The organism is Streptomyces sp. NPDC048106, assembly GCF_040706415.1.
In the GTDB taxonomy this organism is placed as follows: Bacteria; Actinomycetota; Actinomycetes; order Streptomycetales; family Streptomycetaceae; genus Streptomyces.
This window is the reverse complement of record NZ_JBEZND010000034.1, coordinates 21071-37910: the sequence shown is the minus strand read 5'-3', so window position 1 is coordinate 37910 and position 16840 is coordinate 21071. Positions and strand designations below refer to the sequence as shown.

18 protein-coding genes and 1 pseudogene are annotated in these 16840 nt (G+C 71.9%); 7 read left to right on the top strand and 12 right to left on the bottom strand.

Annotated elements, in window-relative coordinates; translation table 11 throughout:
* Positions 1-3: 3 nt before the first annotated feature.
* The 5 genes from AB0927_RS28895 to AB0927_RS28875 all read right to left on the bottom strand — a co-directional run bounded on the left by AB0927_RS28895 (position 4) and on the right by AB0927_RS28875 (position 3986).
* A complete protein-coding gene (locus tag AB0927_RS28895) occupies positions 4-642 on the bottom strand; it encodes an HAD-IA family hydrolase (RefSeq protein WP_366670729.1) in 639 nt (212 codons plus the stop codon).
* Positions 643-1308: 666 nt separating this feature from the next.
* The gene (locus AB0927_RS28890) at positions 1309-2319 is read right to left on the bottom strand and encodes a hypothetical protein (protein ID WP_366670682.1); all 1011 of its coding nucleotides are present in this window, start codon (positions 2317-2319) and stop codon (positions 1309-1311) included.
* Positions 2319-3233, bottom strand: a complete 915-nt coding sequence (locus tag AB0927_RS28885; protein ID WP_366670681.1) for an ABC transporter ATP-binding protein — start codon at positions 3231-3233, stop codon at positions 2319-2321. The genes AB0927_RS28890 and AB0927_RS28885 overlap by 1 nt, the downstream gene beginning before the upstream one ends.
* Positions 3230-3634, bottom strand: coding sequence for a GntR family transcriptional regulator (locus AB0927_RS28880; RefSeq protein ID WP_366670680.1), 405 nt, complete (start codon positions 3632-3634; stop codon positions 3230-3232). The genes AB0927_RS28885 and AB0927_RS28880 overlap by 4 nt, the downstream gene beginning before the upstream one ends.
* 97 nt (positions 3635-3731) lie before the next feature.
* Entirely contained in the window at positions 3732-3986 is a 255-nt protein-coding gene (locus tag AB0927_RS28875) for a hypothetical protein (RefSeq protein ID WP_366670679.1), read from the bottom strand.
* Positions 3987-4248: 262 nt separating this feature from the next.
* Between AB0927_RS28875 and AB0927_RS28870 the strand changes: the two genes are divergently transcribed.
* Positions 4249-4575: a hypothetical protein gene (locus AB0927_RS28870; protein WP_366670678.1), complete on the top strand. Its 327-nt coding sequence runs from the start codon at positions 4249-4251 to the stop codon at positions 4573-4575.
* A 151-nt stretch (positions 4576-4726) separates the two neighbouring features.
* Positions 4727-5782, top strand: a complete 1056-nt coding sequence (locus AB0927_RS28865) for a DUF6745 domain-containing protein (protein ID WP_366670677.1) — start codon at positions 4727-4729, stop codon at positions 5780-5782.
* A 22-nt stretch (positions 5783-5804) separates the two neighbouring features.
* Here AB0927_RS28865 and AB0927_RS28860 read toward each other — a convergent pair whose 3' ends face one another.
* Positions 5805-6182 (bottom strand): helix-turn-helix domain-containing protein, encoded by a 378-nt coding sequence (locus AB0927_RS28860; protein ID WP_366670676.1) that lies wholly within the window; start codon positions 6180-6182, stop codon positions 5805-5807.
* Between the two features lie 95 nt (positions 6183-6277).
* On the opposite strand from AB0927_RS28860, the gene AB0927_RS28855 reads away from it, so the two are divergent.
* Entirely contained in the window at positions 6278-6913 is a 636-nt protein-coding gene (locus tag AB0927_RS28855; RefSeq protein ID WP_366670675.1) for an NAD(P)H-binding protein, read from the top strand.
* Positions 6914-6925: 12 nt separating this feature from the next.
* Here the strand turns inward: AB0927_RS28855 and AB0927_RS28850 are convergent, their stop codons facing one another.
* The 3 genes from AB0927_RS28850 to AB0927_RS28840 all read right to left on the bottom strand — a co-directional run bounded on the left by AB0927_RS28850 (position 6926) and on the right by AB0927_RS28840 (position 9467).
* Entirely contained in the window at positions 6926-7483 is a 558-nt protein-coding gene (locus AB0927_RS28850; RefSeq protein WP_366670674.1) for a cysteine hydrolase, read from the bottom strand.
* 117 nt (positions 7484-7600) lie between these two features.
* The gene (locus tag AB0927_RS28845; RefSeq protein WP_366670673.1) at positions 7601-9028 is read right to left on the bottom strand and encodes an MFS transporter; all 1428 of its coding nucleotides are present in this window, start codon (positions 9026-9028) and stop codon (positions 7601-7603) included.
* Positions 9021-9467, bottom strand: coding sequence for a MarR family transcriptional regulator (locus AB0927_RS28840; RefSeq protein ID WP_366670672.1), 447 nt, complete (start codon positions 9465-9467; stop codon positions 9021-9023). The genes AB0927_RS28845 and AB0927_RS28840 overlap by 8 nt, the downstream gene beginning before the upstream one ends.
* 106 nt (positions 9468-9573) lie before the next feature.
* Here AB0927_RS28840 and AB0927_RS28835 point away from each other — a divergent pair, with 106 nt between their 5' ends.
* Both AB0927_RS28835 and AB0927_RS28830 read left to right on the top strand, forming a co-directional pair.
* Positions 9574-10530 (top strand): hypothetical protein, encoded by a 957-nt coding sequence (locus AB0927_RS28835; RefSeq protein WP_366670671.1) that lies wholly within the window; start codon positions 9574-9576, stop codon positions 10528-10530.
* Between the two features lie 145 nt (positions 10531-10675).
* Positions 10676-11754, top strand: a pseudogene (locus AB0927_RS28830) (acyl-CoA desaturase).
* Between the two features lie 12 nt (positions 11755-11766).
* On the opposite strand, the gene AB0927_RS28825 reads toward AB0927_RS28830, so the two are convergent.
* Entirely contained in the window at positions 11767-12918 is a 1152-nt protein-coding gene (locus AB0927_RS28825; RefSeq protein ID WP_366670728.1) for a macrolide family glycosyltransferase, read from the bottom strand.
* 377 nt (positions 12919-13295) lie between these two features.
* Between AB0927_RS28825 and AB0927_RS28820 the strand changes: the two genes are divergently transcribed.
* Together AB0927_RS28820 and AB0927_RS28815 are read left to right on the top strand one after the other, a co-directional pair.
* Positions 13296-13943 (top strand): FMN-binding negative transcriptional regulator, encoded by a 648-nt coding sequence (locus tag AB0927_RS28820; protein ID WP_366670670.1) that lies wholly within the window; start codon positions 13296-13298, stop codon positions 13941-13943.
* 175 nt (positions 13944-14118) lie between these two features.
* Complete coding sequence (locus tag AB0927_RS28815) at positions 14119-14793, top strand: CBS domain-containing protein (RefSeq protein ID WP_366670669.1); 675 nt, start codon at positions 14119-14121, stop codon at positions 14791-14793.
* 31 nt (positions 14794-14824) lie between these two features.
* Here AB0927_RS28815 and AB0927_RS28810 read toward each other — a convergent pair whose 3' ends face one another.
* Together AB0927_RS28810 and AB0927_RS28805 are read right to left on the bottom strand one after the other, a co-directional pair.
* Positions 14825-15820, bottom strand: coding sequence for a nitroreductase (locus AB0927_RS28810; protein ID WP_366670668.1), 996 nt, complete (start codon positions 15818-15820; stop codon positions 14825-14827).
* Positions 15821-15850: 30 nt separating this feature from the next.
* Positions 15851-16777 carry a universal stress protein gene (locus AB0927_RS28805; RefSeq protein WP_366670667.1) on the bottom strand — a complete coding sequence of 309 codons (927 nt, stop codon included), beginning with the start codon at positions 16775-16777 and terminating at the stop codon, positions 15851-15853.
* Between the last annotated feature and the right edge of the window lie 63 nt (positions 16778-16840).

The window sequence follows — 16840 nt, the reverse complement described above, 5'->3', positions numbered from 1 at the left end:
CAGTCACTCTGGCAGGTGAGGGAGGGATCCCGAAGCGAAGGCGAGGATGTCGCCGACTGCTTCGCGCAAGGTGCCGAAGTGGCGATGCACGCCCTCCACCGCTGTGGAGGTGTTGACGCCCCACACCGTCATCCCGGCGCGCAGCCCGGACTGCACTCCAGAGGGGGCGTCCTCGATGACCAGGCAGTCTCCCGGATGAGCTCCGAGTCGCGCGGCCGCCTGCAGATACGGCACCGGCGACGGCTTGCCTTCCTCCACGGCGGCCGCGTCCACCACGACCTGCGGGACCGGCAGGTTCGTCCGTGCGAAACGTCCACGTACCCGGTGCTCATAGTTCGACGTCACCAACGCCCAGGTCCCGGGCCGCAGAGCGTTCAGCAGTTCCGAGCCACCGTCGAAAGCCGTGTAGACGCCGGTACGGACGTCCTCGTCCTCCAACTCGTGCAGTGCGGCAAGACACTTCCGAGGGTCCTGGTCCGGAGCGACCTGCGCGAAGGTCTCCATCGGCCGAGTTCGTAGCGCCACTCGGTAGACGTCATCAGGGTCCAGCCCGTACCGCTCTGCCCAAGTCCGCCAGACCAGGCGCTGATTGTCCACAGCATCGATCAACGTGCCATCGACGTCAAACAGGACATACCTCATCGCGCCAGACTGCCCGGGTTCAATGCTCACTCTTCGATCATGCCATCAGGCTCTGACGAGGCACTTTGCGGGACAACTTAGCTCGGAGAAGCGGTGATCTCCACGACGCCCTGGACATCGCCGAGATCGTCCGCGAGCTCCTGGAGGAGGGATGGGAGATCGACCCCGAGGCGTGCGACCCAGCTCGACATCGACTTCACCCCGCTGCGCGAGCAGGACCTGACCGCCGCCGGCCTCACCCCGGCCGCCCGAGTACCGACGGACTCCGCCTTGCCCGCCACCGCGCGCACGGGCCTGTGTCTCTACAGCGCCGAGCGCGCCTACGTCGACGAGGACGCATCGGCCACCATGTCCCGCACTTGTACAACACCGGCCACACAGCCACCGGCATCCCGATGGACGAATAGAACTGGCCTACCAGACCTGAACAGAACTCCACGTCGCGTGCACGAGCGGCTACAGCCCCGGACGCCGAGGACCGTCAGGTCCTGCACTGCCTTCGTGGCGCCCTCTACCGCGCCGCCGCCGCGACGTGAGTTGGCCGCGTCGGCGAGTCGCGTGCCCGCGTCGTCGGTGGCACCGACGGGATCCGGTGCCACCGAACGGGCGCGGGAAGAGGTGTGCTTCGCAGCGTGCCGGGATGAGCGGCTGCGGTCGGAGTCCGGGTCAGCCGATCTTGCGGCGGACCAGCCAGACTGTGGCGATGGCCAGGAGCAGGGTGAGCAGGCCCATCCAGCCGGCCTCGATGAGCTGGAAGGGCCAGAAGCGGCCGGCGGGGTGGTAGCTCGTCACGATGGTGTAGTGCCGGGCCTGGAGCCAGTCCCTGTAGGTGGCCGAGGGACCGTTGCCGGACGGAAGTTGCGCCAGGTACTTCATGTACAGGCTGTGGCTCTGGGAGTCGTTGAGCGGGTGACCGGTGGGATCTGCGTATGCCGTGCCGATCACCCAGTCACGTGGGCCGGGTTTGCCGATGGTGGTCAGCGGCGTCATGTAGTGCTGGCGGAGCTTGAAAACGGTTGCCATGAGCAGGCCGAACGAGCCGAGGAAGACGGTACCGACCGCGACCATGGTGCGGCGGATGAGCAGGCCGACGAAGACGCCTGCCGCGAAGGCCAGCAGCGTCTGGACCGGGAAGACGATTCCCTCCAGCTCGAAGCCGAGATAGTCGCCGAACCCGACAGGCAGGACGTGGTCCAGCGGGGCGTTGTACCACGTGTACAGAGCGCCGAATGCCTCCGTGACCGCGACCAGTGCTACCGCGATCAGGGTCAGCTTGGTCAGCAGCCAGCGGGTGCGCCCGGCCGCCTGGGTCCAGGCGAACCGGTAGGTGCCCGTCTCCAGCTCCCTTGCGATCAGAGGCCCTCCGAGGAAGGCGCCGAATGCCCCGGGCAGCAGGAGGAGGAACAGGAAGGGCCACTTCGTCGCGTACGAAGTGAACAGGTCGTCGGCGAGCTGCTGGCAGCGGCCGCTGGAGTAGGACGTGCACTGGGCCAGCCCCAGCTGGTCGTAGGTCGAACGTGCCTGTATGCCTCCGGCCACCATCAGGGCGGCGAAGCAGGCCAGCATGGCCAGCAGGCCATAGAGGGCGAACCGGTGCTGGCGCCAGGTCACCCAGACGAGCCCGAGCCGGGGCAGCGAGGCGCCGCGGGTCAGGGACGGTGCATCAGTCGTCGCCATCAGTGGACCACCTGTTCGCCATGGAGGGGCTTCGGGCCGGGCAGGGCCGAGGCGGAGGGTTCACGCATGTAAGCCAGCACCAGTTCCTCCAGACCGACCGAGTGCCGTTGCCAGCCCGGCAGTGCGGCCGACGGGTCGGGGGTACGGACCAGCAGATGCGCCTGGGCGGTTGTGCGTCGTTCCCGGATGACCGGTAAGCGCCGCGTGACGGAATCGGCCTCCGCGGCCGGACCGGTCAGGACGTGATGCCCGGCCACCAGTTCCTCGACCTCACCGCAGACCTGGATCCGACCGCCGTGTACGACGACCACGTAGTCGCACACCCGCTCCAGTTCCGCGACGACGTGGGAGGAGAACACCACCGAGATGCCGTCCTCCGACACGGCCGTCATCAACGCCGACATGAAGTCGTGGCGCGCAACCGGATCCAGCGCGGCCAACGGCTCATCCAGGATGAGAAGTTCCGGGCGCTTGGCGAGCGCAAGGGTGAGCGCCACTTGCGAGCGCTGGCCGCCTGACAGAGCGCCGACCTTCGCCGCCAGGGAAATGCCCAGCTCCTTCAGGCGGTCCTGGGCGTGGTCGGCCTCCCATCGCCGGTTCATGGCGCGACCCATCCGCAGCATGTCGGCCACGGACAGGTTGCGGTAGAGCGCCGTTTCCTGGGCCACGAAGGCGACTGCGTCCAGCGCGTCGGCCGACCCCGCGGGCCTGCCGCCTGCCACTCGCACCTGCCCCGTCGTCGCCCTGGCCAGGCCTACCGCCAGGCTCAACAGTGTCGTCTTGCCCGCACCGTTCGCGCCGACCAGGCCGACCACGTGTCCGGCCGGAACTGCCAGCGAGCAGTCCCGCAGGGCCCACGTGCGGCCGTAGCGTTTGCCGAGTCCGGCCGTCTCGATCGCCAGGTCGCTGCTCATGCGACCACCCCCGCCCGGCTGCTGCCGCCTTCCTCGTCCGCGCGGCCTGCACGGCTGTGCCGCAGATCGTGCAGGGCCGCGGTGAACAGGGCGCTCATGCCTTCCTCGTCCACCCCGGCCTCGCTCGCCGTGCGCATCCAGGCCAGCAGGCTCTTGTGCAGGGCTGCCTGTTCCCGCAGCCCCACATGCTCCACGGTGCCCTCGACGAACGTGCCGACTCCCCGCCGGCCGGCCACCAAGCCCCGGTGTTCCAGCTCCCGGTAGGCCTTCAGCACGGTGTTCGGGTTGATCGCCAACCCGGCGACGACGTCCTTGACCCTCGGCAGTTGATCTCCGTGCCGCAGATACCCCAGCCGCACCGCCTGCTCCACCTGATGGACCAGTTGCAAGTAGGTGGGCACCCCTGATCCCGGATCGAGACGGAACTCGATCGGCGATGGCGAGCCATCTTTATCTACATTCATAGTTATTGAGTTAAAGCAGGTTTCTGGCGCCGTGTCAAACCCCCCTGTCCGCTCCGCCGTCGTCGTACACCGCGGCGATCGAGCGGTACCTCACCGGCGCGGCATCGCGAAGTCCTCCGCACGGATCCACCGGATCTCGCTGGTCCAGCTTGTTCGCCCGCGCTGCCGCCGGCTCGGCCGGCGCCTCCGGCAGTGCCGGGTCGTCGATGGCGGTGACGGGGAAGGCGGGCGGCTTCGCGCCCCGGCGGGCGGGGCCGGTGGCCGCCACCGTCGACCGCGAGCTGTCCATCGCCCACAGGGCAATCGGCTGGTGGCAGCGCCAGGGCTGGATCGAAGGCGGCCCGACGATCGGCATCGGGCGGCGGCCGGCACCGCCCGACCGCACCAAGGCCCTGGCGCCGCAGAGTGGATTCACTGACAGTCCGGCACTGCCCAGCTTCGCTCATCTCGGCGATCCCCCGTGGGAAGCCGCTCGCGGGGCCGTTGTCAGACCCCCCGCGTAGCGTCGTGGACATCGGTCGGCGAGGCGCCGCCGGGGGAAGGGGACACGTATGTACCGGCAAGGGGACGTCCTGATCGTGCCCGTGGCGGAGGAGGCACTGCCGCCGGGCACCGACCGGCTGCCGCACCGGCCGCGGGACGCCCGGGGCAGGCTGGTGCTGGCCCTCGGTGAGGTCACCGGCCACGCGCACGCGGTGGTCGGGCCGGGCACCCTGGTCCGGGAGACCGGGCCGTTCGGCACCGCCTACCTCCATCTCCCGGACGGCGGACGGGTGGTGCACGAGGAACACGCGGCGATACCGCTGCCCAAGGGCTGGTACCGCGTGGTGCGCCAGCGCGAGTACGTGCCCGGCGCGGTCCGCGTGGTGGCGGACTGAACCGACGGGGGCGGCGGCTGTGGTTCGAGGAGACCGGACGAGCGATGAGGGCGGGGACGCGGCGGTGACGATGGCGGATGGGGAAGCCGGGGGAGCGATGACGGCGGGGAGCGGCGCGGTGACGACGACGGGCACGACGGATGCGACGGGCATGACGGAAGCGACGGACGCGGCGGACGCGACGCAAGCGGGGGACGTGACGGACAAGTGGCGGGCGGTGGCCCGGGCGACCGGCCCCGCGGATCGCGCCGCCGCCGAGGAAGGCGTGCGTCTGGCCTACCGGCTGGCGGGCCTGCCCGAGCCCGAGAGCATCCTCTGGGTGGACTCGCCCCGCGAGGGCGCGGTGCTGGCCGCCCGGATCACGGCGGCGGGCACGGCCGGCCGCGGCGTCCGCGACGCGGTGCGCACCCGGCCCTGGGCCACCGCACGCCGGCGCCTCCTCGACCGGCTCGGGCCGGCCGGCTGGGCCGAGCACTGGGCGCTGACCGGCGGTCAGTTGTGGGACGGCATGGTGATGCTGACCGATCGGATACGGACCGCTGTGACGGAGGACCGGACCGGCGTGGTGGCCGCCGGGCAGGCGGATCCCCTGGTGCTCCTCGACGCGGTCCTGGGCCAGTACGACGCGGCCTGGCTGGCGGCCTTCGACGGCCAGGAGGGCGGCGAGGGGCTCGCCGGGCTCGCCGCGGTGGCCCGCTCCGCGGGCTGGTGGTGGCCGTACGAGAGGACGGTGGTCGTCTGCGAGCGCCCCGTGGAACTCCACCTGGACGAGGCGGGTCGGCTCGACAGCGGCGACGGCCCCGCGCTCGCCTTCCCCGACGACTTCGCCCTGTACGCCTGGCGCGGCATGCCGGTCCCGGCCGAATTCCTCGCCGAACTCGCCGAGTTGACGCCCCGGCGGATACGCGAGGAGGGGAATGCCGAACTGCGCCGCGTGATGCTGGAGCACTACGGCTACGACCGCTACCTCAGGGAGTCCGGCGCCGAACCGGTCCAGCGGGACGAGACGGGCATGCTCTGGCGCCTGGAACTGGAGGGCGACGAGCCCCAGGTGATGGTCGAGGTCGTCAACTCCACCCCGGAACCCGACGGCACCCACCGCACCTACTGGCTCCGTGTCCCGCCCCGCACCCGCACCGCGCGGGAGGGCGTCGCCTGGACCTTCGGCCTGGAGGAGGCGGAGTACGCCCCGATGCGGCAGACCTGAACCAGCCGCAGCACGCCGGCCCTCAGCGGAGGCGGCCGTCCTTCGACGCCGCCTCCCGGGCGTCCAGGACCTCCTCCAGGTGCTCCTCCGCCCAGGCACGCGCCGCGTCCAGCAGTTCCAGAAGGCTCCGGCCGAGCGGGGTGAGTGCGTACTCGACGTGCCGCGCGGGTCCCGCCTGGACCGTGCGGACGAGGAAGCCGTCGCGCTCCAGCGCCCGGAGCGACTGGGTGAGCACCTTGGGCGTGACGCTCCTCAGCGGGACCCGGAGTTCGGAGAACCGCCGCGGGCCGTACGCGAGGCACTGGATGATCATCCCTGCCCATTTGTCCCCCACCCGGAAGGGCATCAGATCAGAGGGGCAGACGGGGTCGAACATCTCCGGATCCAGTGGCGTCGTCACCGGGCCACGGTAATGCGGTATCCGGGTGGTAACCACGGCCTCGACTACCTTGCCAGGACGAGTCGGCAGGAACGAAGAGGCGAGGTGGGCGGTTCATGAGCGAGATCATCGTCTTCGGCGCGGGCGGCAGCGCCGGACGGGCGGCTGTCGGCGAGGCCCGGCGCCGCGGGCATCAGGTGACCGCGGTCGTCCGGGTCCCGTCAAGGCACCGTGACCTCGACGGCGGGGGAGTCCGTCTCCTGGCGGGCGATGTCACCGACGCGGACGCTGTCGCGGGCCTCGCCGCCGGGCACGACGCCGCCGTCATGGCCGCCTACGATCCCGGCGCCCGGCCCGACGTCTTCTTCCCGGCCGCCGCCCGGGCGCTGCTCGACGGGCTGGCGCGGGCGGGCGTGGGCCGGCTGGCCGCCGTCGGTCTGTCGGCGACGATGGAGACCCCCGAGGGCACGCCGCTGATGGACACCCCGGGCTTTCCGCCGGAGTACCGGCCCTTCTGCCTCGGCCACGCGGCGGGGACCGCCGTACTGCGGGCGTCCGCCGGCACGCCGGACTGGGTGATCGTCTCTCCGGCGGGCGACTTCGGCTCCACCGGGACGCGCTCCGGCCGCTATGCCGTCTCCGGCGTCGACACGGCCGCCCGCGTCTCCCACGGCGACTTCGCGATCGCCCTGCTGGACGAGATCGACGCGCCCCGGCACCACCGGACGCACATGGGCGTCAAGAGCGCCTGACCGGAGCGGGCCTCAGGCCGCGGTGTCGAGCGTGTTCCCCCAGGCCTCGACCGTGATGACCTCGCCGCGCCGGGCGAGGACGTGGTTGACGAGGGTGTCGTGCAAGACGGGGTCGGGGTCCGCGCAGGCGTCGGACAGGACGGTGACCCGGTAGTCGAGGTCGGCGGCCTGCAAGGCGGTGGACAGGACGATCCCGCCGGTCGCGATGCCGGCCAGGACGAGATGGCCGATGCCCTGAGCGGCCAGGATCTGCTGGAGGTTGTTCCCGGCGAACGCGCTGACACGGTTCTTGTACACGACGATCTCGCCGTCCGCGGGGGCGACGTCCGGGTGGATCGCGGCGCCGGGGTCGTCGGGCGTGAACAGGTGCAGCGGCAGCGCCCCGAAGGTCTTGTTGCGGGGGTGGGCGTCGACATGACCGGGGCGCAGCCGAAGCGCCACGTGGATGACCGGCACACCGGCGGCACGGGCGGTGTGGAGGGCGCGCACGGCACGGGGCAGATAGTCGTCGGCCACATGGGAGAGATGACTGTTCTGCAGGTCCATGAGCAGCAGGGCGGTGCGGGACACGGTGGTGCCTTTCGTACGGTCTTGCGGTCTCGGTCCGCGGTGTCGGCCCGTGGTCTCGGTCCGCGGTCCCGGCCCGTGGTTTCGGTCCGAGGTCGTGGTCTCGGGCCGTGGGGAGGGCTACTTCGCCGTTCGGGTGTCCGGCGTCGCCGCCCGGCCGAGCGTGCGGTCGAGAACGGTCAGCAGGAGGTAGAGCACTCCGGCGCCGAGCATCACCCAGGCGAGCTGGTGCATGCCGCCGGTGTCGGCGCGCTGCCCGAAGGACGCGGCGGACGCGGAGGAGGCGATCATCGAGCCGATGTAGGCGAAGGTGCGCAGCAGTCCGGCCGAGGACGCGATCCGCTCCGGATCGGCCTGGAAGTAGACGGAGTTCTGCAGGGCCAGGTTGTTGAGTCCCTGCGGGATGCCGAAGAGCAGGGAGACGAGGAACAGCGCCCACAGCGCGCTGCTCCCGCCGAGCGTCAGGATCACCAGACAGGCGACGATCTGCCCCGCCGCGCCGACCAGCAGCTTCCCGCGCACGCCCGGCCGCCGTCCGGAGACGATCGAGACACCGATCGCCACCAGGAACGTGGGGATCTGCACCAGCCCGGCGTGGAAGGGGGACAGCCCGTATCCCTCTTCCGTCCACTGGCTGAAGCCGTAGAGGAAGGCGTAGGAGACGACGTACGCGACGAGCGCCCGGCCGTAGGTGGCCAGGAGCGGCGTGTTGCCGCCGAACACCCGCAGGTCGATGAAGGGGGTGGCGGCCCGCAGCTCCCGCACCGCGAAGGAGGCCCCCAGGGCGGCGGCGGCCACCAGCAGGTACCAGGTGCGCGGATGCGGGTTCATCAGGAACAGCAGCAGTGAGGTGAGCATCGCCGCGAACAGCGCCATGCCCGGCAGGTCCAGCTGGGCGGCCAGCCGTCCACGCCGCCCCGGGGACTCGCTCGTTGTGGCGGCGGCGGGCTTGGGCAGCCACAGCAGACCCAGCACCACGGACGCGACGGACAGCGGCACGTTCAGCGCGAAGGTGGCGCGCCAGCCGCCCACCGCGATCAGCAGGCCGCCGAGCAGTGGGCCGATGACCGCGATGGTCTGGTTGGCGACCGCCAGGGCGGTCAGCACCCCGCCGGGACTGTCCCGCCCGGTGCGCTTGGCCTCGCTGCGCAGCAGGGCCATCGCGGCGGGATAACCCGAGCAGGTGCCGAATCCGAGGAGCACCCGGGCGAGGATCAGCACCGCCATGTTCGGGGCCAGGCTGCCGACGACGCCCGCGATCCCGACCAGGCTGGTGCTGAGCAGGAAGAGCCTTCGTGGCCCGAAGAGGTCGATGAGCCGGCCCAGGACCGGCTGTCCGAGCGAGGTGGCCAGGTAGAGGGCGGAGACCAGCCACGCGGTCTGCGAGGGCGGCGCGCCCAGGGCCTTGCCGATGGGGATGAGCGCGACGGAGATGATGGTCGAGTTGATCGGGTTGAGGACCGAGCCGAGCATCATCGGCGGCAGCAGCCGCCGGTCGAAACCGGGCTTGTCCGTCTCCCGTATCGCCCCGGGCTTCGTCTCAGTCATGGGTCAGCCTCTTCAGTACGGCCATGGCGGCGATCACGTTCCGGCGTTCCTCTTCCGTGCAGCGGTCCTGCAACCGGGCGGCGAGCCACTCCGTGCGGACCTGCCTGCCCTTCTCCACCCGGCGCCGGCCCTCCGCGGTCAGCTCGATCAACAGGCGCCGTCCGTCGTCCGGGTCGGGCGTCCGCTCCACCAGCCCCAGCGCGGCGAGCGCGGCGACCATCGCCGTCATCGACTGGTGCCGCACCCCCTCGTCCGTGGCCAGCTCGCTCGCCGTGACACCCCCCTTGTCGGCCAGCCGGGTCAGCACGGACGCCTGCCCGAAGGTCATGTCCTCGGACTCGGACGCTTTCAGGATGCGCCGCCGCAACCGGCTGATCACCGCGCGGACCTCACGCGACGCCTCGACCGCCGACGGCGACGGGCTCGGATTCTCACTCATGCCGGCACTCTAAGCTGTACAGCCTTACCTGTACAGTTTCACCTGTACGGCTACGGGGATCACCCTCGTCCGGGGCCGGGGAGTACCCGCCGTATCGTTACCTCGCATGTGGCCAGGAGAGCAGCCACCGGGGGGCGGAGAGAACTCGCAGCAGCCCCCGGTCGAAAACCAACCGAACCCCTACCAGCAGGCCGGGTACCACCAGCCGAACCCATATCAGCAACCTCAGCCATGGAACGCGCCCACCCAGCCGGCCGGGGCGCCCGTGCCCGCGCCGCCGGGCGGTGGCGGCCGGGACCGGACCAGGCTCGTAGCGGTCGTCGCCGCCGCGGCCGTCGTCCTCGCCGCGGGTGTCACCGGCTTCCTGGTTCTCGGCGGCGACAAGCACGACCGGGTGGAGCCGGGCCCCACCGCGTCGCCGCGGCAGAGCACCGGCAACCCGCGGAGCTCCGACGGCCGCACCGCCACGGTCAAGGGCTGGAAGGTCGTCACCAACCCGACCCAGGGCATCGCCTTCGACGTCCCGCCGCAGTGGAAACTCCAGACGCCCGACTGGGTCACCTACGTCTCCAGGAACGGCGACCCGGACGACAAACCGCTCATCGGGGTCCAGGCACCCGCGTCCCTGAAGCCCGAGTGGTGCTCCTCCGACACGGACAGGGACGGCACCGTGGACGACACCGCCCTGGCCACCGCGGGCAGCAGGCGCAACAACGGGGCCCGCAGCACCAAGGAGATAGCCGGCACCGACCCGAGGACCTGGGTCTACGGCGCCTACACCCAGCCGGACGAGACGAAGGTGAAGTCCGGCACCGTCGAGCCCTTCACCACCAGCTCCGGCCTCCGGGGCGATCTGGGCAGCGCCTGGTCCGCGGGGGCGGCGAAGTCCCGGAAGTGCGCGACGGACGGCAAGGCCTGGACCTTCGCCTTCAAGAACGCGCAAGGGGACCTGGTCTCCTGGTCCTTCTTCGGCGCCAAGGGCGTCCCCGGCGAGGTGACGGACGCGACGGTACGGAAGATCGCCGCCACCGTGCGTCTCTACAAACCCCCCTCCGACTCCTGACCCACCGACCGACCCCGGGGCGGCCGGCCTTCGAGCGGCCGCGCCGGGGTGGTAACCCCCCTGCCATGACCGGGGGGAAGCCCCCCCGACGGCCCGGTGGCTGGCAGGCTGTCTCGGACGGACGGCCGTCGCGAGACTCGATGGCATGACGATTTCCACCGACATCCCCGTGGCCGCGGGCACCCCCGCCGCCCCTCCCCGCCCCTCGACGCCCCAGGCCGGCAGCGACTTCGCCAGACTCTCCCGGCGCGTCGCGGAGGCGGGTCTGCTGGCGCGGCGCCCCGGTTACTACACGGCGCGGCTCGGTGCGGTGGTCGCGCTGCTGGCGGCGGGCTGGGGAGCCTTCCTCGCGCTCGGGGACACCTGGTGGCAGCTCGCGGTCGCCGCCTTCCTGGCGCTGATGTTCGGTCAAGTCGCCCTGCTGGCCCACGACCTGGCCCACCGGCAGGTCTTCCGGCGGCGCCGGCCGAGCGAGATATGGGGCCGGCTCTTCGGCAACCTCGGCATCGGCATGAGCTACGGCTGGTGGATGAACAAGCACACGCGTCACCACGCCAACCCCAACCACGAGGGACTCGACCCCGACGTCGCCCCGGACATCCTGGTGTGGTCCACCGACCAGGCCCGCGACAGCCGCGGTCTGGCCCGCCTCATCGGTGGCCACCAGGCCTCCTGTTCTTCCCGCTGCTGACACTGGAGGGCTTCAACCTGCATGTCGCGAGCGTGCGGGCGCTGCGCTCGCCGTCGATGAAGAACCGGCTGCTGGAGGGCTCCCTCCTCTTCCTGCACATCGCGGCCTACCTGTCCGCGCTGTTCGTGGTGCTCTCCCCCGGCAAAGCGGTGGCGTTCCTCGCCGTGCACCAGTGCCTCTTCGGCGTCTACCTCGGCTGCACCTTCGCACCGAACCACAAGGGCATGCCGACCTTCCGCGGTGACGAACGGCCCGACTTCCTGCGCCGCCAGGTGCTCACCTCCCGCAATGTGCGCGGCGGCCTGTTCACCGACGTGATGCTCGGTGGGCTCAACTACCAGATAGAGCACCACCTGTTCCCGAGCATGCCCACGCCCCATCTGCGCCGGGCCCAGGCCGTGGTGCGCGCGTACTGCGCGGAGATCGGCGTGCCGTACCACGAGACCGCGCTGATCCAGTCCTACCGCGAAGCGCTCACCCATATGCACCGGGTGGGGGAACCGATCAGGCGGCGGCGCAGGGCGGCGGTGTGACGTGCGCGAGGGTCAGGACAGCCACTCCTCGATGAGGTCGGCGGCACGCCCGGTGCCGCCCTCGGCCCGTGCCTCGGCGCGCAGCCGCGCCGAGCGGCGTGCGACCTCCGCGTCCCCGGTCAGGTCCGCCAGAGCGGTCCGCAGGGCGTCGGCCGTGGCGTCCGCGGTGTCGATGCGGCGGGCCACCCCCAGCTCCACCAGCCGGTCGGCGTTCATGAACTGCTCGGCGGCCTGCGGTACGGCGATCATCGGGACGCCCGCCAGCAGTCCCTCGCCGCAGCCCCCCATGCCGGCGTGGGTGACGAAGGCGTCCGCCTGGTCGAGGATCGCCCGCTGCGGGACCCAGGAGTGGACCTCGACATTGGACGGGACGGTGCCGAGTTCGCGGGGGTCGGTGTACTTGCCGATCTGGAGGACGACGTGCCAGCCGGGCAGATCGCCGTAGGCCGCGAGGCACCGGCGGTAGAACTCCGGCTGCCGGGTGAAAGCCGAGCCCAGGGACACCAGTAGGACCTTCTCCGCGCCCGCCGGGCGGGCCCAGCCCTCCGGGGCGTCCGCCGCCCGGTCGAAGCAGGGTCCGACGTAGGTCACCGTGCTGGTGTCGACCCGCTCGGCGTGCGGCTGCATCGCCCGGGGGATGAGCGCCAGGGTGCGCGCGGGACGGCCGGTGAAGGCGTCCACATCGGTGGTGGCCGCCCCGCACCCGGCGAGCCACTCGGCGAACCTCGCCCAGTGGGCGTCGGCGCCCGGCAGCCGCCGGATGTGCGCCCCCACCTCCTCGCCGTAGCCCTCCCACGCCACGAACGTCGGGGACAACTGCGTCACCGGCCGGCCCTGCGACTCGGCGAGGGCCCGCCCGGCGTAGGCGCCGATGTCGTACAGGTACAGATCCGCCGGGTCGTCGTCGTAGGCGGCGCGCAGCCGGGGGAGTGCCTGGACGGCGTCGGAGAGGAAGAGGTCCATCACGGCGACGGGGTCCTCGGGCCAGGTGTTGTCGGCGAACGGCAGCCCGGACGGGCAGGGCACGAGTTCGGCACCGGCGCCCGTGACCAGGTCGGCGACCGCCGGGTCGTTGGCATAGGTCACCCGGTGGCCACGCGCCACCAGTTCGCGGATGACGGCGAGGCTGGGCAGGACGTGGCTGACGATCGGGATGCCGACCATGGCGATGTGGGCACGGCGGCGCGACGCGGAGGGCAGGGAAGACAAGACGACTCACTCATTCCAGGTCTACGGCGAAACGGCGAAAGGGGCCCGGCAGGCCCGCGCGCTGACGGAAACCGGCCGTCGTCGCGGACGTGTCGAGGCATGCGGAAGGGAGACCGGGGCGCTGCCCCGCCCCGTTCAGCCGTAGATCTGAGTGAAGCGCATGCCGGTGACTCTAGCCGTGCGCAGGCTCCCCGGCACCACCTTTTCCGCAGCGGCAAGCGGTTGACGCTGCCCGGTCGAGCTGTTGTACGGTCCACTGGTTCCACCGCTGGTGAGGGACGTGCCGTGCCCGGTGGCGCCCGATCCGCCGCACGACCGTCGAGGAGACCCACATGTTCATCCAGCCCTGGGACGCCGGTCTGGACGACGCCGAATGGCAGGCCTGGATCGCCGACGGCCACGACTTCGGACAGCTCAGCGTCAACGGTCTGCCCGGCGAGGCACCCGTCGTCGTGCCCACCCACTTCGTCACCGACGGCGGCCACCTGCTGATCCACCTCGCCCGGCCCAACCCGGTCTGGAAGGCGATCGAGCACGACCCGAACGTCACCTTCAGCGTCAGCGGTGACTACGCCTTCATCCCCGGCCCCTGGCGCGCCGCGCCCGAGGTCCCGCCCACCGACGGCGTGCCGACCAGCTACTACGCGGCCGTCCAGTTCACCTGCCGCGCCCACATCATCGACGAGCCCGAGGCCAAGGCCGAGCTGCTGCGCCGCCAGCTCGCGCACTTCCAGCCCGACGGCGACCACGCCCCCGTCGAGGCCGACCAGCCGCCCTACGGCCGGATGCTGCCGGGCATCCGCGGCCTGCGGCTGGAGGTCGTCGAGGTACGGGCGAAGTTCAAGTACGACAACCACAAGCCCGTCGAACTCCGCACCACCGTCGCCGACCGCCTCACCGAACGCGGCGAGGGCCTCGACGTGCACACGGCCCGCCAGCAGCTGCGCCGTGTGGACCGCATCGGCACCTGGAAGGCCTGACGCCCGCTCCCCGGCACGCTTCACCCCGGCGACGGCCGGCCGCCGGGGTGGGCTCGCATGATCGCCGTACCCTCCGCAGAATGGTGCTGTATCCGACCTGCCACGCGGGCCTCACCGCCGTACGGGGCCGCAACCCGTGATCCGCGAGGTGGGCGCCCCGTATCCGGGAGGCGACATGCACCACCGAACGGTCGAGGAACTCATGACCCGGGACGTCGTCCGGGCACGGCATGACACCTCGTTCAAGGAAATCGCGAGGCTGCTGGAGGAGAACGACGTCACCGCCGTACCCGTGGTGGACGAGACGGACCGTCCGCTGGGTGTGGTGTCCGAGGCCGACCTGCTGCGCAAGAGCGCCGACCAGGCCGACCCGTCGGGTCTGACCCCCGTCCCGCATCCGGAGGCCTGGGAACGCGCCAAGGCCGAGGGCACCCGCGCCGAGGAACTGATGTCCGCTCCCGCGGTGTGTGCCCGCCCCGGGTGGACCGTGGTCGAGGCCGCCCGTCTCATGGAGACCCAGCGTGTCAAACGCCTGCCCGTGGTGGACGAGGCGGACCGGCTCGTGGGCATCGTCAGCCGCGCCGACCTGCTGCGGGTCTTCGTGCGCCGCGACGAGGCCATCCGCGAGGAGATCAACCGGGATCTGCTGCGGGGCACGCTCCTCCTCGACCCCCGCGATGTGACGGCGGAGGTGCGGGACGGCAAGGTCACCCTCTCCGGCATCGTGGAGTTCCGGAGCCAGATCCCCGTCGTCGAGAAGCTGTGCCGTGGCGTCGACGGGGTGGTCTCGGTGTCCGGGGATCTCGCCTACCGGACGGACGACGCACGGGACGCGCCCACCGGAACGTGAGACCGCGCGTGCGGCGGCGCGGCCGGCCCGGTCAGACGACGTCGAGCACGTCGGCCACCGGCCGCCGGGGACTCGCGGGACCCTCGGGGCCGTAGCCGAGACGGATCACCATCTGGACGTGGGCCATGGCCGAGACGGGGTCACGGACGGCCCAGCGGGTCTCGGACCACTCCAGGGGCAGGGAGGTGAGCGAGGCGACCAGCCCGTCGGTGGTGGCCCGGAGCAGGACTCGCTCCAGTGCCTGACCGGCGCGCAGCCAGTCCGCCGGGCCGTCCTCGTCCGTGCCGAGCAGCGCGATCTTCGGGTTCTTCTCGAAGTCGGCCTGCCCGCGGCCGGGTACCGGACGACCGGCGGCGAAGTCGCGTACCGGGGCCGAGGAACCGCGCTGCCGGGGGCCGAACGCCTCGGCGGGGATGCCGTCGGGCACCCCGGCGGCGTCGGGCGCGGCTGGTTCCGTACGCGCCCACCGTGCCGTCTCCGCACGCCAAGCCGGGTCGCCCGCTTCCTGGCCCTCGGCGTCCCGCACCAGTTCCAGGACCGACTGCACGTGCCAGGCGCCCGGCATCACGAGCTGGGCACCCTCGGCACGCGCCGCTTCGTGCAGCCGATCCCGCACGTCGGCGGGGATGTCCTCCTCGCGGTAGGGGAAGCGGCTCGAATGCCGTCTGGGGACCGCCGGGTGCAGTGCGGCCAGCGCGTCGTCGGGTGACCCGGTACCGGGGAGGCTCACCTCGGCGAGGAAGTCCGGGTGCGCGGGATCGGGCAGCAGCCGGACGGCCGGGGCGAGCCCCGCCGCGGCGGCGGAGACCCGCAGGTTCAGCAGCGCCGCACCGCAGCCCAGGTGCAGGCCCCGGTTCTCCGGGTCGGCCTGCGGGAGGGTGCGCTCCAGGTCGGCGTACAGCCGCAGCACACCGGTGTCCCGCAGGTAACGGAACGCCCAGGGCTGCGCGTTGCCCAGGGAGGGCGCCGCGGCGGCGTCCGTGACGAGCGCGGTGACCGCGCTCACGGCGAGGTGCTCTGGCGTCACGGTGGCTTCCCTTCGTACCGGCTCGGCGGTTCACCCGTGGGTCGGGACCGCGAGGACAGGACAGAGGGCGTGGTGCAGCACGCCCTGGCTCACGGAGCCGAGCAGCATGCCCGCGAAGCCGCCGCGGCCGCGGGTGCCCACCACCAGGCCCAGTGTGTGGGCCGAGGCCTCGGTGAGCACCTGGACCGGATGGCCCGCGACCACTTCGTGGCGCAGCTCCACCTCGGGGTAGCGCGCGTGGCGGCCCGCCACGATCTCGGAGAGCAGCCGGCGGGCCTCCTCCTGCGACCCGTGCTCGTCGAAGACCCTCAGCGGCCCGTGCTCCCACACGAGCAGGGCCCGCAGCCCGGCGCCCCGCAGGGCCGCCTCCTCGAACGCCACGTCGACCGCCGCCGCGGAGCGTTCGCTGCCGTCGACGCCGACGACGTAGTACGGCCGGTCCTGGGCCAGGGGTTCCGGCTCGGGCACGACCACCAGGGGGCAGCGGGTACGGGCCATCACCGGCAGGGCGGTCGACGCGGACCCGAACACCTCCCGCCGCCGGCTCAGGTGGCGCGAGCCCAGGACGAGGGAGGTGGCGTCGCGGCTCTGCTCGCACAGCGTCCACACCGGATCCGGATCCCCCTCGGCGAGCAGGGTGTCCACCTCCAGGCGCGGGTGCCGGGCCGTGACGAACTCCGCGGCCTCCTCCAGCACCTGCTTCCCGGCCTCGTGCAGCGCCTCGTTCCACCCCTCCCAGGAGGGGGGCACCGCCTGTCTCCGGTCGCCTGGGGTCGGCACGCCCTCGACGTGGACCAGGCGCAGCGGCAGCCGGCGGCGGTCGGCCTCGTCCGCCGCCCAGGCCGGCGCCATCCGGTGGGCGCGGTCGGGATCGACGCCCACCACGATCGGCCGGCGGGCGGGACCGGTGTTCCGAGCGCCCCGGTCGTCCGCGCTCGGAGGTACGGGAGCGGACATCGTCCTCATCTCCTCCCGGCGGCGCGGGCGCCGCCGCCCTTTCCATGAAAAGGCAGGAGCGGC

Bases quoted from the DNA above. Each gene is read 5' to 3' on its own strand.
- AB0927_RS28885 (WP_366670681.1), bottom strand. From the start codon at position 3,233: ATGAGCAGCGACCTGGCGATCGAGACGGCCGGACTCGGCAAACGCTAC.
- AB0927_RS28820 (WP_366670670.1), top strand. From the start codon at position 13,296: ATGTTCATCCAGCCCTGGGACGCCGGTCTGGACGACGCCGAATGGCAG.
- AB0927_RS28825 (WP_366670728.1), bottom strand. From the start codon at position 12,918: ATGGTCGGCATCCCGATCGTCAGCCACGTCCTGCCCAGCCTCGCCGTC.
- AB0927_RS28840 (WP_366670672.1), bottom strand. From the start codon at position 9,467: ATGAGTGAGAATCCGAGCCCGTCGCCGTCGGCGGTCGAGGCGTCGCGT.
- AB0927_RS28865 (WP_366670677.1), top strand. From the start codon at position 4,727: ATGACGGAAGCGACGGACGCGGCGGACGCGACGCAAGCGGGGGACGTG.
- AB0927_RS28805 (WP_366670667.1), bottom strand. From the start codon at position 16,777: ATGTCCGCTCCCGTACCTCCGAGCGCGGACGACCGGGGCGCTCGGAAC.
- AB0927_RS28845 (WP_366670673.1), bottom strand. From the start codon at position 9,028: ATGACTGAGACGAAGCCCGGGGCGATACGGGAGACGGACAAGCCCGGT.
- AB0927_RS28815 (WP_366670669.1), top strand. From the start codon at position 14,119: ATGCACCACCGAACGGTCGAGGAACTCATGACCCGGGACGTCGTCCGG.
- AB0927_RS28890 (WP_366670682.1), bottom strand. From the start codon at position 2,319: ATGGCGACGACTGATGCACCGTCCCTGACCCGCGGCGCCTCGCTGCCC.
- AB0927_RS28875 (WP_366670679.1), bottom strand. From the start codon at position 3,986: ATGGACAGCTCGCGGTCGACGGTGGCGGCCACCGGCCCCGCCCGCCGG.
- AB0927_RS28835 (WP_366670671.1), top strand. From the start codon at position 9,574: ATGTGGCCAGGAGAGCAGCCACCGGGGGGCGGAGAGAACTCGCAGCAG.
- AB0927_RS28870 (WP_366670678.1), top strand. From the start codon at position 4,249: ATGTACCGGCAAGGGGACGTCCTGATCGTGCCCGTGGCGGAGGAGGCA.
- AB0927_RS28895 (WP_366670729.1), bottom strand. From the start codon at position 642: ATGAGGTATGTCCTGTTTGACGTCGATGGCACGTTGATCGATGCTGTG.
- AB0927_RS28855 (WP_366670675.1), top strand. From the start codon at position 6,278: ATGAGCGAGATCATCGTCTTCGGCGCGGGCGGCAGCGCCGGACGGGCG.